This is a genomic window from Enhydrobacter sp., from assembly GCF_030246845.1.
GTDB lineage: Bacteria > Pseudomonadota > Alphaproteobacteria > Reyranellales > Reyranellaceae > Reyranella.
The window spans coordinates 271,111-286,654 of record NZ_CP126889.1; the positions used below are offsets into that span (position 1 = coordinate 271,111).

The 15,544-nt window shown below is 68.0% G+C and carries 18 protein-coding genes; 7 read left to right on the top strand and 11 right to left on the bottom strand.

Features of this window, described 5'->3' with window-relative positions:
- Positions 1-184: 184 nt before the first annotated feature.
- A complete protein-coding gene (locus OJF58_RS01495; protein ID WP_300781306.1) occupies positions 185-1,489 on the bottom strand; it encodes an extracellular solute-binding protein in 1,305 nt (434 codons plus the stop codon).
- Between the two features lie 289 nt (positions 1,490-1,778).
- Here OJF58_RS01495 and OJF58_RS01500 point away from each other — a divergent pair, with 289 nt between their 5' ends.
- The 3 genes from OJF58_RS01500 (at position 1,779) to OJF58_RS01510 (ending at position 3,629) form a co-directional block, all read left to right on the top strand.
- On the top strand, positions 1,779-2,558 hold the full coding sequence (locus OJF58_RS01500; protein WP_300781307.1) for an SDR family oxidoreductase: 780 nt from the start codon (positions 1,779-1,781) through the stop codon (positions 2,556-2,558).
- Positions 2,559-2,712: 154 nt separating this feature from the next.
- On the top strand, positions 2,713-3,312 hold the full coding sequence (locus tag OJF58_RS01505) for a PadR family transcriptional regulator (protein ID WP_300781308.1): 600 nt from the start codon (positions 2,713-2,715) through the stop codon (positions 3,310-3,312).
- The gene (locus tag OJF58_RS01510; RefSeq protein WP_300781310.1) at positions 3,309-3,629 is read left to right on the top strand and encodes a DUF2218 domain-containing protein; all 321 of its coding nucleotides are present in this window, start codon (positions 3,309-3,311) and stop codon (positions 3,627-3,629) included. The genes OJF58_RS01505 and OJF58_RS01510 overlap by 4 nt, the downstream gene beginning before the upstream one ends.
- Before the next feature lie 189 nt (positions 3,630-3,818).
- Here OJF58_RS01510 and OJF58_RS01515 read toward each other — a convergent pair whose 3' ends face one another.
- Both OJF58_RS01515 and OJF58_RS01520 read right to left on the bottom strand, forming a co-directional pair.
- Positions 3,819-4,772, bottom strand: coding sequence for an IS110 family transposase (locus tag OJF58_RS01515; protein WP_300781024.1), 954 nt, complete (start codon positions 4,770-4,772; stop codon positions 3,819-3,821).
- A 294-nt stretch (positions 4,773-5,066) separates the two neighbouring features.
- Positions 5,067-5,519 (bottom strand): OsmC family protein, encoded by a 453-nt coding sequence (locus OJF58_RS01520; RefSeq protein WP_366526807.1) that lies wholly within the window; start codon positions 5,517-5,519, stop codon positions 5,067-5,069.
- Positions 5,520-5,646: 127 nt separating this feature from the next.
- On the opposite strand from OJF58_RS01520, the gene OJF58_RS01525 reads away from it, so the two are divergent.
- Positions 5,647-6,192, top strand: a complete 546-nt coding sequence (locus OJF58_RS01525) for a VOC family protein (protein ID WP_300781312.1) — start codon at positions 5,647-5,649, stop codon at positions 6,190-6,192.
- Between the two features lie 98 nt (positions 6,193-6,290).
- On the opposite strand, the gene OJF58_RS01530 is transcribed toward OJF58_RS01525, so the two are convergent.
- Positions 6,291-6,701 (bottom strand): DUF2000 domain-containing protein, encoded by a 411-nt coding sequence (locus OJF58_RS01530; RefSeq protein ID WP_300781313.1) that lies wholly within the window; start codon positions 6,699-6,701, stop codon positions 6,291-6,293.
- Positions 6,702-6,761: 60 nt separating this feature from the next.
- Here OJF58_RS01530 and OJF58_RS01535 point away from each other — a divergent pair, with 60 nt between their 5' ends.
- A complete protein-coding gene (locus OJF58_RS01535; RefSeq protein ID WP_300781314.1) occupies positions 6,762-7,583 on the top strand; it encodes an AraC family transcriptional regulator in 822 nt (273 codons plus the stop codon).
- Between the two features lie 63 nt (positions 7,584-7,646).
- Entirely contained in the window at positions 7,647-7,961 is a 315-nt protein-coding gene (locus OJF58_RS01540) for a GIY-YIG nuclease family protein (protein ID WP_300781315.1), read from the top strand.
- 60 nt (positions 7,962-8,021) lie between these two features.
- Here OJF58_RS01540 and OJF58_RS01545 read toward each other — a convergent pair whose 3' ends face one another.
- From OJF58_RS01545 to OJF58_RS01570, 6 genes are all read right to left on the bottom strand, one after another.
- Positions 8,022-8,846 (bottom strand): SDR family NAD(P)-dependent oxidoreductase, encoded by an 825-nt coding sequence (locus OJF58_RS01545; protein ID WP_300781316.1) that lies wholly within the window; start codon positions 8,844-8,846, stop codon positions 8,022-8,024.
- Between the two features lie 80 nt (positions 8,847-8,926).
- On the bottom strand, positions 8,927-9,349 hold the full coding sequence (locus OJF58_RS01550) for a MaoC family dehydratase (protein ID WP_300781317.1): 423 nt from the start codon (positions 9,347-9,349) through the stop codon (positions 8,927-8,929).
- Between the two features lie 11 nt (positions 9,350-9,360).
- A complete protein-coding gene (locus OJF58_RS01555) occupies positions 9,361-9,822 on the bottom strand; it encodes a MaoC family dehydratase N-terminal domain-containing protein (protein ID WP_300781318.1) in 462 nt (153 codons plus the stop codon).
- A gap of 132 nt (positions 9,823-9,954) precedes the next feature.
- Positions 9,955-11,154 carry an acetyl-CoA acetyltransferase gene (locus tag OJF58_RS01560; protein WP_300781319.1) on the bottom strand — a complete coding sequence of 400 codons (1,200 nt, stop codon included), beginning with the start codon at positions 11,152-11,154 and terminating at the stop codon, positions 9,955-9,957.
- A 131-nt stretch (positions 11,155-11,285) separates the two neighbouring features.
- Complete coding sequence (locus OJF58_RS01565) at positions 11,286-12,731, bottom strand: OB-fold domain-containing protein (RefSeq protein WP_300781320.1); 1,446 nt, start codon at positions 12,729-12,731, stop codon at positions 11,286-11,288.
- Between the two features lie 124 nt (positions 12,732-12,855).
- Positions 12,856-13,698, bottom strand: a complete 843-nt coding sequence (locus OJF58_RS01570; RefSeq protein WP_300781321.1) for an NUDIX hydrolase — start codon at positions 13,696-13,698, stop codon at positions 12,856-12,858.
- Between the two features lie 86 nt (positions 13,699-13,784).
- Here OJF58_RS01570 and OJF58_RS01575 point away from each other — a divergent pair, with 86 nt between their 5' ends.
- A complete protein-coding gene (locus OJF58_RS01575; protein WP_300781322.1) occupies positions 13,785-14,360 on the top strand; it encodes an HdeD family acid-resistance protein in 576 nt (191 codons plus the stop codon).
- A 71-nt stretch (positions 14,361-14,431) separates the two neighbouring features.
- On the opposite strand, the gene OJF58_RS01580 is transcribed toward OJF58_RS01575, so the two are convergent.
- Positions 14,432-15,532 (bottom strand): FUSC family protein, encoded by a 1,101-nt coding sequence (locus tag OJF58_RS01580; protein WP_300781323.1) that lies wholly within the window; start codon positions 15,530-15,532, stop codon positions 14,432-14,434.
- Positions 15,533-15,544: the final 12 nt, after the last annotated feature.

Sequence of the window (15,544 nt, forward strand, 5' to 3'; positions counted from 1 at the left end):
ATCCCTCGGCTACGCCTCGGGATGACACGATTCCTTCGATCCAAAGGATGTGTCATCCCGAACGAAGTGAGGGATCTTTCCCGATCATGCATACATCGCGTGAGGAGGAAGGATCCCTCGGCTACGCCTCGGGACGACACAAAGGCCGTGTCATCCCGGGCGTCAGCGAGGGATCTTTCTCACATCACGCATACACCCGCGCGACCTCGCCGTGCGCCCACTTGGCGGCGTCCTCGGCCGGCATGCCCTGGATCGCCTTGGCGTACATGTCGACGATGACGTACTTGCTCACCACCTCGGCGGCGCGCCGGTTGGGCGGCCCGGCATAGCCTGCCAGCCGGCCCTGCCGCGGCAGGTCGTGGAACGGCGCCAGCACCGGATCGGCCTGCCACACCTTGTGCTTCTCCCAGTCCAGCGTCGCGCCGCAGGTATAGCCCTGCTGCGAGGTGAACCATTCGTCGAACACCGACTTGGAATGGATCCAGCGCAGGAAGTCCTTGGATGCGGCCTGGTTCTTCGAGTAGCCCATCAGCATGTCGGTGAACGGGCCCGGCAGGTTGTACTGGCCGCCGACGCCCTTGGGGATGCCCGCGTGCTGGATGTCCTGCCACATCGGCCCGCCCTTCTCGGTCCGGTAGGTGTCGGGCTTGCGCTTGGCCTCGATGTAGATCGAGGCGCCGTTGTTGGTCGCGCTGACGGTGCCCGACAGGAAGGCGCGGTTGTTGTTGGTGTCGTCCCAGGCCAGCCCGCCCTCGTCGAATGCCTCCTTCCAGAGCGCGACGGCGAACTTGATCGACTCGACGGTCTCCTTGCTGTTCAGCACCACCGTCTTGCCGTCGGCCTCGACCTCCTTGCCGCCCCACGACCACAGGAAGGGATACCACCAGCCCGGCGCGTCGCCGAACGTGTGGCCGGCGGTCTGGCCGATCGGCCGTCCCTTGGCCTTGAGCTTCCGGCCGGCGCCGCGGAAGGCGTCCCAGGTCGCGGGGAAGCTCGCGTGCCCGACCTCCGCGAACCACGACTTGCGATAGGCCATCAGCCCGCCGCCCACCGCCCATGGCACGCCGATCCACTTGCCGCCGGCCGTCGCGACCTGCTTGCAGATGTCGTAGTAGCCGCCCTGCGCCTTGCCGATCTCCTCGACCACGTCGCCCGAGTCGGCCAGGCTGTCGGCGTAGAGCTGCGGCCAGTTGCCGATGGCCATCACGATGTCGGCGCCGGTGCCGGACTGGATCGCCGAGGTGATGCGCGATTGCAGGTCGTTGGCGTTGACCGTCTCGAGCCTGAGCGTGATGCCGGTCGCCTTCTTGCAATCCTGCGTGATCTTGCCCTTGAGCAGCGCGTCGGAGGCCGGCACGAAATCGGCCCACCGCAGCCAGTGGACGCTCCTTTCCTGCGCCAGCGCCGGCCCCTGGCGGGTGGCCAGGATGGCGGCGAGGCCGCCCGAACCGGACAGTTTCAGGAGCCTGCGACGCGCAATGCGAGCCATGATTTCCTCCCGTCGATTGTCGTGTGCTGGAAGTACGCGATTGTCGTGTGCTGGAACCACGCGGCCTCGGCCGCGCACCGCGCGGGCCGGGATGTCGCTTACCGACCGTGCGTAATCGAACTGCACTGAAGCCGCAGGCGCTTCGCTGCCCGGGCACAAACGCTGCGCGAGCATACGCCCGTTCCGTCCGAACCGCAGCCCCTGACTCCGTCCGGTGTCAGCGTAGCGAGGGATGACACGGCATTTGGCGCAGCTACGATCACGGCACGGTCAAAGAGGAGAAAGCACCATGCGCCTGAAGGACAAGATCGGGATCGTGACGGCGGCGGGCTCGGGCATGGGACGCGCGGGCGCGATCCGCTTCGCGCGCGAGGGTGCGCGCGTCGCCGTGGTCGATCTCGATGCCGCGAGCGTCGACGCGGTCGTGCAGGCGATCGCGGCGGAAGGCGGCAAGGCGATCGGCATCGCGGCCGACCTGCGCGAGGACGCGAACGCGAGGCGCATCGTGCGCGAGACGGCCAATGCCTTCGGCGGCCTCGACTTCGTGTGGAACCATCTCGGCCATCCGGGGCCCGCGTCGGTCGAGGGCATCGACATGGCCGACTTCGCGACCGCGGTCGACCTCAACCTGCGCTCCCAGCTCGTCACCACCGAGGCGGCGCTGCCCGAGCTGCGCGCCCGCGGCGGCGGCAGCCTGCTCTACACCGCCTCGACCTCGGGCCTGCAGGGCTCGATCTTCAGCCCAGTCTATTCGGCGGTGAAGTTCGGCGTCGTGGGCTTCGCCCGGGCGCTGGCCAAGCGCGTCGCCAAGGACGGCATCCGCGTCAACGTGATCTGCCCCGGCGCCACCGACACGCCGATGCTGCGCGTGTTCGTGAACCGCCCCGACCAGCAGAGCACCCGTGGCCGCGATTCAGAGGAGCTGGTGAAGCAGCGCGCCGGCCAGAACCCGATGGGCCGCCCCGCCCGGCCCGAGGAGATCGCCAATGCCGCCCTCTTCCTCCTCTCGGACGAGGCCTCCTTCGTCACCGGCGCCGCCCTGCCCGTCGACGGCGGCACGACGGCCTGAGCCTCATCGGAGCGCGCTGCTCCGGTTGCGCTCATAAGCCACTGAAATAAAGAGGAAAATATCGGTCGAACGCAAACCCTCCGCATTCGGCTCTTGCATCTTCGATAATTCAAGATATATCTTGATCATGTCGAAACGTACAGGAGCACGACACGTGCATCATCATCAGGAACACGACCCACGGCCGCATCGCTTCGGCCACAGGCACCACGCCGGACCCGGCCGCTTCGGCCACCATGGCTACGGTCGCGGCTGGGGAGGCGAACCGGGCGAAGGCCATGGCCGACGCCGGCGGCGGGTCTTCGATTCGGGCGAGCTGCGGCTCGTCCTGCTCAAGCTGATCGCCGACCAGCCGCGCCACGGCTACGAGCTGATCCGCGCGATCGAGGAGCTGTCGGGCGGGTCCTATGTCCCGAGCCCGGGCGTCGTCTATCCCACGCTCACCCTGCTGCAGGACATGGGCCAGATCGAGGAGGCGCTGTCGGAAGGCCCGCGCAAGGCCTTCGCCGCCACCGCCGACGGCACCGCCGAGCTCGCGGCGAGGAAGGACGAGGTCGAGGCGCTGTTCGCGCGGCTCGCCCAGCTCGCGGGCGCCCGCGGCCGCACCGACGCCGCCCCGATCCGCCGCGCCATGGCCAACCTGCGCACGGTGCTGATGTATCGCCTCGACCGCGAGCAGGTGCGGCCCGAGGCGCTGCACGAGATCGCCGCCATCCTCGACGAGGCGGCGCAGAAGATCGAGCGGCTGCCATGACCGTCGCCAGCACCGTCCGCGTGCCGACGGCCAAAGGCAGCCGCTACCTCCAGCGGCTCTGCAAGCACTGGAGCCACAATCTCGCGGTCGAGTTCAGCGAGACCGAGGGCAAGGTGGTCTTCCCGCGCAATGCCCGCGGCGCCGACTGGCCGGGCGACGGCGTTCTTACGATGCAGGCGCATGGCGACGGCCTCGACTGCCGCCTCGAGGCGAGCGCGCCGGGCCAGCTCGAGGCGCTGAAGGGCGCCGTCGCCCGCCATCTCGACCGCTTCGCCTTCCGCGAGGCCCCGCTCGCCTTCGACTGGCGGGACGGCTGAGAAACGAATCGCAACAGGCTGTGTCATCCCGAGCACAGCGAGCAACTGTGATGTTGAGGTAGCCCGGTGATCGTTCGGGCTCAAGGCAGGCGCTATGCGCCTCCGCCTTCGGCGGCTGCGGCCTTGACCCCGCCCGCTCACCGGGCTGATCGGCTTTCAGGCCGTCGGCGCGGAGCGCCGACGGCGGGCTCAGGCGATGGCGTGTTTGACTGGGTCCCATGTCTGGGAGCGCTGCAGCATGGTGTTGAGGATGCCGATCAGCTTGCGCATGCAGGCGATCAAGGCGACCTTGGGCTTCTTGCCCCTGGCGCGCAGCCGCTGGTAGTGGGCCTTGAGCACCGGATTGTGCTGGATGGCGCTGAGGATCGGCATGTACAGCAGCGTGCGCAGCTTGCGACGCCCGCCCTGAATATGGCGTTGGCCGCGCCGCTCACCGCTGTCGTCGGCGAAGGGCGCCACCCCGAGCAAGGCGGCCGCGGCCTGGCGGTCGACGCGGCCGAGCTCGGGCAGCAAGGCGATCAGGCCGGCAACCGCCGCGTCGCCCAGCCCCGGCACGCTGTGGAGGATCTCGGCCTGCCGCGCGAAGCGCTCGACCGTGGCGATCCTGGCGGCGATGACGGCCTCGAGCTTGGCCAGCTGAGCGCCCACCGCCTCGAGCAGCGCCTGATGGATCTTGCGCACCGCCTTGGGCTGCTCGTGCTCATTCCAGCTCTCGATCTGCCCCTTCAGCCGCACCATGCCGAGACGGGCCGTGACCAGCTGGTCGAGTTCCTGGCGCTCCTCGTCCCGGGCCTGGCCGGTAAGATCCTCGAATACCTCGCCGAACCAGGCGATCATGCGGGCGTCGATGGCATCGGTCTTGGCCCGCTGTCCGGCCGACCGGGCGAAGTGGCGCACCCGCTGGGGGTCGACGATCACCACTGCCAGCCCAGCCTCGCGCAACAGGCCGGCCCAGCTCCTCTCGTAGCCGCCGCTGGCCTCCATCACCGCCGTGGCGACGCCATGTTCGGCCAGCCACTCCAGCAGCCGCCGACGCCCCGCGGCGTCATGGGCGAACGACGCTTCCGCGCCCGCCGACCGGATCGCCGCATCGATCTTTCCCTTGGCAATGTCGAGGCCGACAAGCGTCCGCTTCTGTGTCATCCTCCGTCTCCCTTCCTTGCTCGTCCGGGCTTCGCGCCCAGGCAACTGTTCGGGTTTAAGGAAGACACCGGCCCTGGCCCTCGCTCGCTGGCAGGCTCTTGCCTTAGGGATCTCCGGGCTCAGGGCCGGCGACGGGCGGCTGCTCAAACGGCCGCCCGTTCGCTTATTCTCGCAAATCACAAAGACACAAGGGATCTTTGGCTGGCGCCGATCGAGGATCCCTCGCGTTCGCTCGGGATGGCACGACGCTGGGCATCTGCTCTTGTTTGTTGTCAGTTGCGCCCGCCGCTCGGGCTAGGCAAGCCGCGTCGGAATGAAAATCTCGGAGCTCAGCGTGCGGTGGACCGGGCACCGGTTGGCGATCTCCAGCAGGCGCTGACGCTGCTCGTCGCTCAACGGGCCTTCGAGTGCGATCAGCCGCTCGATGCGGTCGATCTTTCCTTCCCTGGTCTCGCATTCCGCACAATCCGTGGCGTGGATCTTGTCGTGCTTCAGCCGCACCGTGACCTTGAGCAACGGCCATTTCTTGAGGCGCGCGTACATGCGCAGCGTCATCGCCGTGCAGGAACCGAGCGCCGCGAGCAGATAGTCGTAGGGACCCGGCCCGGTATCGTTGCCGCCGGCCGCCACCGGCTCGTCGGCCCGCAGCACGTGGACGCCGCTGCGGATCGTCTCCGCAAGCGGCCCGGCGTCGCTGTCCTCGACGATCACGACGCCCGGGAGAATCGCTTCCGCGACAGCATTCATGGCCGATTTCCTTTCCGCGGCCCCGCCGCATCGCGCATTCTAGGCGTCGAATGCGCGTTGGAACCAGCCCGGCCGGTCGCTCGACCATGTCGGGCGTAGAGAGGACAAGAGAGAGGAGGAAGCCGTCATGACCGACCCTGCTCCCGCGCTGCCGTTGCGGCTGCATCACAACGCCTATGTCTGCGCCGACCAGGAACGGACGCGGCATTTCTACGAGGACATCCTCGGCCTGCCGCTGGTGGCGACCTGGATCGAGGAGGCGGAGTTCCCCGAGTTCCCCGGCCGCCGGCTTTCCTACAGCCACACCTTCTACGGCATCGGCGACGGCGGCGCGCTCGCCTTCTTCGCCTTCGCCGATGCCGACGCCGCGGCCGCCTACACGGCGAAGAAGCAGCCGCTGTTCGTGCATATCGCGCTCGCCGTCAGCGAGGCGACGCAGGATGGCATCAAGCAGCGTCTTGCGGCGGCGGACCTGCCGGTGCGCGAGCGCGACCACGGCTACTGCAAGTCGATCTACGTGCAGGACCCGGACGGGCTGATCGTGGAGTTCACCTCCGACCCGCCCGATGCCGGAGACATCGCCGCGCGACAACGCGCCAGCGCGCACGAGACGCTGCGCCGCTGGCAGGCCGGCGACCGCCGCGTCAACAACACCATCCGCCCGCACTGGTAGCGCCGCAATGGAAAGATTCCTCGCTATGCTCGGGATGACACGACTTCTTTGATTCAAAAAACAGTGTCATCCCGAGGCGAAGCCGAGGGATCTTTCCGCTACGCCAAGAACTTCAGTCCCTGGATCACCTTGTCGATGGTCTTGCGCGGGCCGTGGACCGCCACGCCGACCAGATCGAGCGCGTCGGCGGGCGCGGCGGCGAAGGCGGCGCGGTTGTCGATGTCGTTGCTGGTCTCGAACATGCGCTCGATGTAGATCGCGGGCCGGAGCGAGCGCGCCAGCGCGCGCTGGTGGGTGCGGCGCAATTCGTCGAGCGTCCCGCCATAGACGAACACCGGCTCGCGCACGAGCGCGGAGTGGAAGCGGCCGGCCGAGTCGCAGTAGGGCTCGCCGATCATTTCGGGCGTCGTGCCGGCCAGCCCGCCGGCCAGGAAGGCGGCCACATTGGCGAGCCGCCAGCCGGCGAGGTCGGTGCGCAGGACGAGCGCGGTCTTGGTGTCGTAGATCATGCTCCCCATATCGGGCACGATGGCGCCCCGGTCTTGAACGTTCGTGCGAGCGCGACCCGAATGACCCGATCCGACGAGATCCGCTTCGACGCGCCGCGCGACGGGCTGCAGCGCCTGTCCGCGCAGTTCGCCGGCCATGCCTACGACCTGCACCGCCACGAGACCTACGGCGTCGGGCTCACCCTGTCGGGCGCGCAGTCCTTCCACTATCGCGGCGCGCTCAGGACCAGCCGCGCCGGCCAGGTGATGGTGCTGCATCCCGACGAGACGCATGACGGCCACGCCGGCGTCCCCGACGGTTTCGCCTACCGCATGCTCTATGTCGAGCCGGCCGCCGTCGGGCGCGCGCTCGCCGGTGCCGCCGTGCCCTACGTGCCCGATGTCGTCGCCGACGATGCCGGCATGGCGCTGATCCTGCGCGAGGCCTTCACCGATTTCCCGCGCCCGCTCGAGCCGCTCGCCGTCGATGCGATCGTCGCGCGCCTCGCCGAGCTGCTGGCCGCGCGCAGCGATGCGCCGCCTCCGCCGCGAAAGACGGCCACCGCGCGCAGGGCGGTCGAGCGCGCCCGCGATTTCCTGATCGCCGAGGCGCCGCGCATCGTGGCGTCGGAGGAGCTGGAATCGGTGACCGGGCTCGATCGCTTCGCGCTGGCCCGCCACTTCCGCGCCGCCTACGCCACCTCGCCGCACCGCTTCCAGGTCGGCCGCCGCCTCGCCCGCGCACAGACCCTGATCGCGCGCGGCCAGCCCTTGTCGGAAGTGGCCGCCGCCACCGGCTTCGCCGACCAGAGCCACCTCACCCGCCACTTCTCCAGCCGCTTCGGCCTCACCCCCGGCCGCTGGGCCGCGCTGACGAAAGATTCCTCGCTGCGCTCGGAATGACACGATGTTGTTGACGAAAAAGATGGTGTCATCCCGAGCGTAAGCGAGGGATCTTCGGCGACGATGCCCAGCTACTACGTTTACATTCTGACCAACGCCAGCCGACAGGTCATGTATGTCGGCGTAACCAACAATCTCGAGAATCGGGTTGCCGAGCATCGCGAGGGCAAAGGCGGCGACTTCACCCGGAGGTACCGCGTCGGCACGTTGGTCTACGCCGAGGACTACAAATACGTCGAGGACGCGATCGCTCGTGAGAAGGAAATCAAGGGCTGGCGGCGATCGAAGAAGGATGCGCTCGTCGAAGCAGTGAATCCGAGCTGGGCGGACCTGCTTGAGGTCAGCATCCTCAAGGATTCCTCGCTACGCTCGGAATGACACGGTTCTTTGCGGTCAACAAAGTCGTGTCATCCCGAGCGACAGCGAGGGATCTTTAGCTCACAGCCCGCCGTTCACCACGAGGCACTGGCCGCTGACATAGTCGCTGTCGGGGCTGCAGAAGAGGTAGACCGAGCCCGCGGCCTCCTCGGGCAGGCCGCCGCGGCCGAGCGGGATCATCTGGTTCATGGCGGCGATGCGGCCGCCCTGCACGCCGATCTTGACCTTGCGGCCCTGGACCTCGATCTCGCCCGCGTCGCCCTGGCTCAGGGGCTTGGTGAGGCGCGTCTGGATGTAGCCGAAGGCGACCGCGTTCACCGTCACGTCGTAGCGGCCGAACTCCTTGGCCAGCGTCTTGGTGAGGCCGACGATGCCCGCCTTGCCGGCCGAGTAGTTCGACTGGCCGGCGTTGCCGTTCACGCCCGAGGTCGAGGAGATGTTCACCACCTTGCGCACGATGCGCTTGCCCTCGGCGCGCTCCTTCTCGACCGCGCCCTTGAAGTGCTGCTGGAAGGCGCGAAGGATGCGGAACGGCGCGGTGAGATGCACGTCGAGGATGGCGTACCACTGCTCGTCGGTCATCTTCTGGATCACCGAATCCCAGGTGTAGCCGGCGTTGTTCACCACGACATGGCAGCCGCCGAAGGCGTCGACGGCGGTCTTGACGATGCGGTCGCCGAAGTCGGGCTTGGCGACGTCGCCGTTGCAGGCCACCGCCTTGCCGCCCATCTTCTCGATCGCGGCGATGGTCTCCTTCGCCGGCGCCTCGTCGATGTCGTTGATCACCACCCTGGCGCCGTCGCGCACCAGCCGGAGCGCGATCTCGCGCCCGATGCCGCGCCCCGACCCGGTGACGATCGCGACCTTGCCGTCCATCTGACCCATTTGCCTCTTCTCCTTCTTTCTTCCGGACCGCGCGCATCTTGCGCGCTCATGAGCGAACTGGATGCTCGCGGTCCACCTGACTAGTTGAGCGCCACCGTTGCGTTGCCCTGCAGCGTGTCCTGGCCGTTCTGGTTGGTGCACCTGACCTCGAGGTCGACCAGCTTCTGGCCGCCCTCCTCGCGCTTGCCCGTGACCTTGCCGCTGACGGTGATCACGTCGCCCACCCAGGTGATCGAGGTGAAGCGCGTGCCGAGGCTGCGCACCTGCGTCTGCGGCACCCACGAGGTGACCAGCCGGCCGAGGAAGGCCATCGACAGCATGCCGTGGGCGAACACGTCCTTGAAGCCGAACTTCTTCGCGAAGTCGATGTCGACATGGATCGGGTTGTGGTCGCCCGAGCCGCCGCAATAGAGCGCGAGCTGGTGGCGGCTGATCGGCGGCAGCTTCAATGGCGGCAGCGCGTCGCCGACCTTGACCTGATCGAACCTGGGAGCGGTCGTCATCTTCTCCTCCCTCACTTCTTCGCCGCGTCGGGGTTGCGCACGACGGTGATGCCCTTCGCCTTGGCGACCGGCTTGCCGTCCTGGCCCTTGAGCTCGGTCTCCGACACCACGAACCAGAGCGCGCCGCCCTTCTTGTCGTAGATGTCGACCACCTTCTGCTGGCAGGTGATCCGGTCGCCGACATGGACCGGCGCGAGATACTCGTAGTGCTGCTCGCCGTGCAGGATCAGGCCGATATCGACGTTCAGGAGCCGCAGCAGCCCGCCCTTGTCGGGATCGTCGTTGGTGACGGCGGTGAGGAACGTGGGCGGCACGGGAATGGCGCGATAGCCCGCCTTCTTCGCCGCCGCCTCGTCGGTATAGATCGGATCGTCCTCGCCGATGGCCTTGCAGAACAGCCGCACCTTGCCGGCCTCGACCGTGGTGGTGAACGGCTTGAACGCGTGGCCGATGAGTTTCCTGTCGAGCTGCATGAGCCCGTTCCCTCCTCCTCGAAATCTGAAAGAAGCGCCCTCGCCCGAGCCGGGAGAGGGCGCAACGGTTCATTGGACCGCGGGCTTCCAGCCCGCTCATGAGGCGAGCTGGAAGCTCGCGGTCCGCCTGAGCTACTCGAACCGGCCGACGATCGCCACGCTCGACACGTTCTCGCGCGGCGCGCCGCCGAGGTTGTGCGTCATGCCGATCCTGGGGTCCTTGAGCTGGCGCTTGCCGGCGCGGCCCTGGAACTGCAGGTACATCTCGTAGAGCATGCGCAGGCCCGAGGCCCCGATCGGATGGCCGAAGCACTTCAGGCCGCCGTCGATCTGGCACGGGATCTTGCCGTCGGCGTCGTAGAAGCCGTCGAGCACGTCCTTCCAGCCCTTGCCGGTCTCGGAGATGTGCAGGTCCTCCATGGTGACGAGCTCGGTCACCGAGAAGCAGTCGTGCACCTCGAACATCGAGACCTCGTCGCGCGGGTTCTTGATGCCGGCCTCCTCGTAGGCCTTCTTCGAGGCGATGCGGGTGGTGTGGAAGTAGCTGCCGTCCCACGAGTTGTGGCCCGATTCAGAGCCGTTGGAGACGGAGAGCTGCAGCGCCTTCACGCTCACGATGTTGCTCTTGCCGAGCGACTTGGCGATCTCCGGCGTGGTCACGATCGCGGCCGCCGCGCCGTCGGAGACGCCGCAGCAGTCGAACAGGCCGAGCGGCGAGGCGATCATCGGCGCGTTCAGGATGGTGTCCATCTCGACCGCCTTCTGCAGATGCGCCTTGGGGTTCTTGGCGCCGTTCTGGTGGCTCTTCCACGAGACGTGACCGATCGCCTTCTTGAGGTCCTCGCCCGACACGCCGTGCGCGGCCATGTAGGCGGTGGCGAGCTGGGCGAAGTTGCCCGGCGCCGTGCCGTTGGCGCTCCACAGCGCCTGCAGCGGGCCGCCGCGGCCGCCCGGCAGGCCGCCGTAGCCGGTGTCCTTCAGCTTCTCGACGCCGAGCGCCAGCGCGAAGTCGGCGGCGCCGGAGGCGACCGCATAGCAGGCACCGCGGAACGCCTCGGTGCCCGACGCGCACATGTTCTCGACATGCGTCACCGGAATGTTGGGCAGGCGCAGCGTGGTCGAGAGCGGGATGCCCGACTTGCCGACATGGACCTCGTCGATCGCGGTCGAGAACCAGGCGGCGTTGATCTGCTTGGAATCGATGCCGGCGTCGGCGACGCATTCCTTGTACGCCTCGAGCATCAGCTCCTCGGCGCCGCTGTCCCAGCGTTCGCCGAACTTGGAGCAGCCCATGCCGAGAATGGCGACCTTGTCCTTGATACCACGAGCCATTGCAGGTCTCCTTGGTGAGGGTGGAACGTTTGACTCTAAGAACTCTCTAGCCGTGTCATCCTGAGCGAAGCGAAGGATCTTTCATCGACGTCGCCAAAGATCCCTCGCTGCGCTCGGGATGACACCGTTTGTCACACCGGCGCGGCCTTCCAGAAGTAGCGCTTGAAGCCGCCGCGCATCGTGTCGTTGTCGCGGATGCGGAAGGTCATGCGCATCTTGGTGCCGACCTTCACCTGTTCCTTGTCGCTGTCCGTGAAGTCGGCCATGAAGCGGCCGCCCTCGGGGAAGGTGATCATGCCGTAGTAGGCCGGCGGATCGGGCGAGTAGGTGAGCGAGTCGGCGGTGAACGACATCACCGACGCCTCGAGCCCCGCCATCGCGTACGGCTCCTGGCTGTCGACGGCGTGGCAGTTGGGATTGACGCAGACCTGGCTGCGCGGGAACTGCACGGTGCCGCACACCTTGCACTTGCCGCCGACCAGGCCGTAGATCATGTCGCGCTTGCGCCACAGGACCGAGAGCGCGGTCTTCTTGTCGAACTCGGCGCGCATGCCCTTCTCGATCGGCAGCATCTCGTTGAAGGCGAGGAACTTCATGTAGTTCTTCTCCTCCTTGCGCCGCGCCATCCAGCCCGACAGGCCCTTGCGCTTGGGCAGCCTGGCGTTCTCCGCCGTCACCTCGAACACCAGCACGTCGACGCCCTGGCCGAACGCCACGACCATGATCTTGTCGCCGGCCTTCGCGGTCTCCAGCGCATCGACCAGCATCACCAGCGCATGGGCCGCGCCGGTGTCGCCGAGGTTGGCGTTCAGCAGATCGCGCACCGCGCCCTCGCCGATGCCGCAGATCTTGGCCATCTGCTTGGGCACCGCCGGCATCAGGCTCGGCATGATGAAATGGGTGACCTCGGCGCCCTTGAGCTTGCAGGCGGCCAGCGCCGCCTTGATCGCGGGCGGCACGATCTTGGAGTAGCCCTCGTCGCGGATCCAGCGCTCCTCCCAGCCGTAGTCGAACTCCGCCTCCTCGCCGCGGAAATGGTCGACGAAGTCCATCGACACCGAGTGGTGGCCGACCAGCTTGGCGATCACGTTCTCGGTGCCGCAGAGCAGCGCTGCCGCGCCGTCGCCGTAGTTCAGCTCCTGCGACGAGGCGACCTTGGCGAGCCGCTTGTCGGCCGCCGCGACCAGCGCCGGGCCGCCGCCGTTCTTGGAGGCGTTGAGGCCGGCGATCAGGGCCGAGGTGCCGGCCTTCTGCGAGCCGCCGACGTCGGACGCCAGCAGGTTCTGCTCGATCGAGAGCGCTGTGCCGACCACGCCCGCATTCTGGCGGTCCTTGAAGGGATGGGTGGTCGAGGCGAAGTAGAGCGAGCGAACGTCCTCGGCCTTGTGGCTGGTCAGGCAGTCGCGCGCCGCCTCGACCGCCATGGTGATGGAGTCCTCGTCCCAGTTGGCCATCGAGCGCTCGCCCTTGGCGAGACCGCGCAGGCCGCCGGCGAACCACTTGTTGGCGTCGTACACCGCCTGACGGCTGAGCCGCAGGCGCGGCACATAGGCTCCATAGGCCACGATTCCGACCATTCCCTATCTTCCTCCAGCTGGCCGGCCGAGGAAGCCGGCTCCATGAACGGTTGTTCATTCGGTCTTAGCGCGCCGGCCCGCCAGGCGCGAGCCGGTTTTGGACATGGCTGCCCAGAAAACGAAACTATCTTCCGGCTTGCGGAACCGCTTCCTGAGGCGGCATCTCGCGCACGAGGTTGCGGTAGCCCGCTCCTTCGGGAATGTGCAGGAAGCGCTTGCCGTCGCGCGTCTCGACCCAGGGCTGCACGGTGACGATCTTGCGCTCGGTGGCTTGCGAGATCGCGCCCACCACGGTGCGGCCCTCGGCCAGCAGCTCGAGGTTCTTCAGCGTGGCATGCACCAGCGTGCGCTTGCCGGCCTTCGCTTCCGCGATTGCCTCCGACGCGCCGATCCAGACCGAATCCACGGACTCCGAGCCGTCGTGCAGCGCCACCTGGTCCTGCGGCGCCTCGGCGAGGAAGAACCAGGTGTCGAAGCGCTTGGGCGCGAAGGTGGGCGTGATCCAGTGCGCGAACGGCGTCATGAGATCGGTCGCGAGCTCGAGCGTCTCGGCCTCCACGAGATCGACGATGCTCGCCTCGTCCTTCGCGAGCTTCGCGCGCCAGCGCGCCTCGATGCCCCCGAGATCGGCGGCGCCGACCAGCGCGCGCTGGCCGGGCTTGCGGGCGAGCAGGATGCCGCACTCCTCGAACGCCTCGCGCACGCCGGCGACCCGGAACTTCAGCTCCTCGTCGCTGATGCCGCCGGCGCCGCCGCACCGGTTGCGCAGCCGCGGATCGCCGTCGGCCGCCTCGAGCTTGCCGCCCGGAAAGACCAGCGCGCCGGAGAAGGAATCGATCTGGTGATGGCGCACCACCATGAACACCTCGAGCGGCGAGGCGGCATTGCCGGCCTCGGACGGACGCAGCAGCAGCACGGTTGTGGCAGGACGCGGTGGCGGCGGCTCGTTATGCGGCGTATCCTTCATGCCGTCATTGTCACACAGCCGGTGGAACTGTGCCATCGGCGCAGGCGTAAACTTCCCGCGGCCGTTCCGCACTGAGGAGGGCGACCATGGCAGCGACCGACAATACCGGCACCGGCCCGCACAGCCTGGGCGAAGGCATGCGCGCGCTGCGCGACAAGTGGGGCTGGATCGTGGCCTTCGGCGTGATCGCGCTGATCGCCGGCATCATCGCGCTGGGCAGCGTCGTGGTGGCGACCGCGTCGGCGGTCATCATCGTCGGCTTCATGATGCTGATGGTGGGCGCGGTCGAGATCGTCTCGGCCTTCAACGTGCGAAGCTGGGGCCGCTTCGCCTTCTGGCTGCTGATCGGCATCCTCTACGTGATCGCCGGTTTCATCTGCCTGCAGAACCCGTTCGCCGCCGCCACCATCCTGACCCTGCTGCTGGGCATCGCGCTGATCGTGTCCGGCCTGCTGCGCATCTTCCTCGCGACCCAGATGAAGCAGGGCACGCCGTGGGGCTGGGTCGTGTTCTCGGGGCTCATCAGCTTCTTCCTCGGCCTGATCATCGTCGCCCACTGGCCGGTCTCGAGCTTCTACGTGCTCGGCCTCTTCCTCGGCATCGACCTCGTCTTCATCGGCAGCGGCTGGATCGCCATGGGCCTCGCGCTCAGGCGAAGGTGACCTTTCTATTGTGTCATCCCGAGCGTGGCGAGCGAGGGATCTTTGGTCGGCGCTGCCAAAAGATTCCTCACTCACTTCGTTCGGGATGACACCGTCTTTTGCGGCTCGTCCTTGCGCGACGGCGCCACGATGTGCCACGCGACCAGCACCGGCTCCATCAGGGCGCTGCCGATCAGGATGCCGATCAGCCGGTGCAGGCCGGGATCGATGGCGGCGGCGGCGTAGCTGTCGGGCACCAGCGTCACCAGGATCGCGAGGGTGAACTGCGTGCCGGCATAGGCGACCGGCCCGCGGCCGTTCTCGATGTGGCGGCCGATCATCACGCCCGCCGCCGTCGCCGCGATCAGCACCGGCGCATGGCCGTGCGCGGCGAGCAGGATCAGCGCCGCCACGGCGCCGCCCGCGAGGCAGCCCGCGGCGCGATGCAGCACCCGTTGCGTCACCAGCCACAGGCTGTTCACGCCGAGCGTCGACACCGGCACGATCATCACCGCCATGATGGTGATGGCGCTCTGCGCGAGATCGCCGATCCCGAACAGCGTCGAGATCGGCGGCAGCAGGACGAGCGCGACCGCCGCCTGCGCGGCATGGCGCGCCGCCCCCGCATGCCAGCCGAGGCTCGGCGCCGGCGGCGTCGGCGGCGCGGGCCAGCGCCGTCGTGCGGTGAGGCTCGAAGCGGCGCTCACCACGACGCAGGCGACGGTGCCGGCGATCACCTCGAGCAGGCGCGTCTCGGCGAAGTCGACGACGGCGAGGCCGGGATGGGCGAGCTTGTCCAGCATCACCATCTCGAACGTGAGGCCGACGAACAGCCAGCCATAGGCGCGGCGGCTGGTCAGCGCGCCGTAGAGCGAGAGGCCGCCGATCGCGGCGCCCGCCAGCGACGAGGCGGCGAGCGACGGCAGCAGCACCGGCACCAGCAGCAGCGCGAGCGCCGCGCCGGCGGTCGTGCCGGCGATGCGCAGCGCGCCGCGCAGCAGGCTCTCCGAGAGATGGCCGCGCATCACCATGTAGCCCGAGAACGCCGCCCACGAGACGTTGCGGACATCCAGCGCGTGGGCGAACACGATCGCCAGCAGCACCGACGCCACGCACTCGAGCTCGTCGACCAGCCGCGGCCCGGGCTCGACGAACGTCTTTGCTTCGACGCGAAGGCGCCTTCCCCACTCCATGCGCGGGAAGGA

Coding starts and splice junctions, on each gene's coding strand:
- OJF58_RS01560 (WP_300781319.1), bottom strand. CDS start 11,154: ATGGCTCGTGGTATCAAGGACAAGGTCGCCATTCTCGGCATGGGCTGC.
- OJF58_RS01510 (WP_300781310.1), top strand. CDS start 3,309: ATGACCGTCGCCAGCACCGTCCGCGTGCCGACGGCCAAAGGCAGCCGC.
- OJF58_RS01520 (WP_366526807.1), bottom strand. CDS start 5,519: ATGAATGCTGTCGCGGAAGCGATTCTCCCGGGCGTCGTGATCGTCGAG.
- OJF58_RS01580 (WP_300781323.1), bottom strand. CDS start 15,532: ATGGAGTGGGGAAGGCGCCTTCGCGTCGAAGCAAAGACGTTCGTCGAG.
- OJF58_RS01525 (WP_300781312.1), top strand. CDS start 5,647: ATGACCGACCCTGCTCCCGCGCTGCCGTTGCGGCTGCATCACAACGCC.
- OJF58_RS01515 (WP_300781024.1), bottom strand. CDS start 4,772: ATGACACAGAAGCGGACGCTTGTCGGCCTCGACATTGCCAAGGGAAAG.
- OJF58_RS01535 (WP_300781314.1), top strand. CDS start 6,762: ATGACCCGATCCGACGAGATCCGCTTCGACGCGCCGCGCGACGGGCTG.
- OJF58_RS01500 (WP_300781307.1), top strand. CDS start 1,779: ATGCGCCTGAAGGACAAGATCGGGATCGTGACGGCGGCGGGCTCGGGC.
- OJF58_RS01565 (WP_300781320.1), bottom strand. CDS start 12,731: ATGGTCGGAATCGTGGCCTATGGAGCCTATGTGCCGCGCCTGCGGCTC.
- OJF58_RS01530 (WP_300781313.1), bottom strand. CDS start 6,701: ATGATCTACGACACCAAGACCGCGCTCGTCCTGCGCACCGACCTCGCC.
- OJF58_RS01570 (WP_300781321.1), bottom strand. CDS start 13,698: ATGAAGGATACGCCGCATAACGAGCCGCCGCCACCGCGTCCTGCCACA.
- OJF58_RS01555 (WP_300781318.1), bottom strand. CDS start 9,822: ATGCAGCTCGACAGGAAACTCATCGGCCACGCGTTCAAGCCGTTCACC.
- OJF58_RS01495 (WP_300781306.1), bottom strand. CDS start 1,489: ATGGCTCGCATTGCGCGTCGCAGGCTCCTGAAACTGTCCGGTTCGGGC.
- OJF58_RS01550 (WP_300781317.1), bottom strand. CDS start 9,349: ATGACGACCGCTCCCAGGTTCGATCAGGTCAAGGTCGGCGACGCGCTG.
- OJF58_RS01575 (WP_300781322.1), top strand. CDS start 13,785: ATGGCAGCGACCGACAATACCGGCACCGGCCCGCACAGCCTGGGCGAA.
- OJF58_RS01540 (WP_300781315.1), top strand. CDS start 7,647: ATGCCCAGCTACTACGTTTACATTCTGACCAACGCCAGCCGACAGGTC.
- OJF58_RS01545 (WP_300781316.1), bottom strand. CDS start 8,846: ATGGGTCAGATGGACGGCAAGGTCGCGATCGTCACCGGGTCGGGGCGC.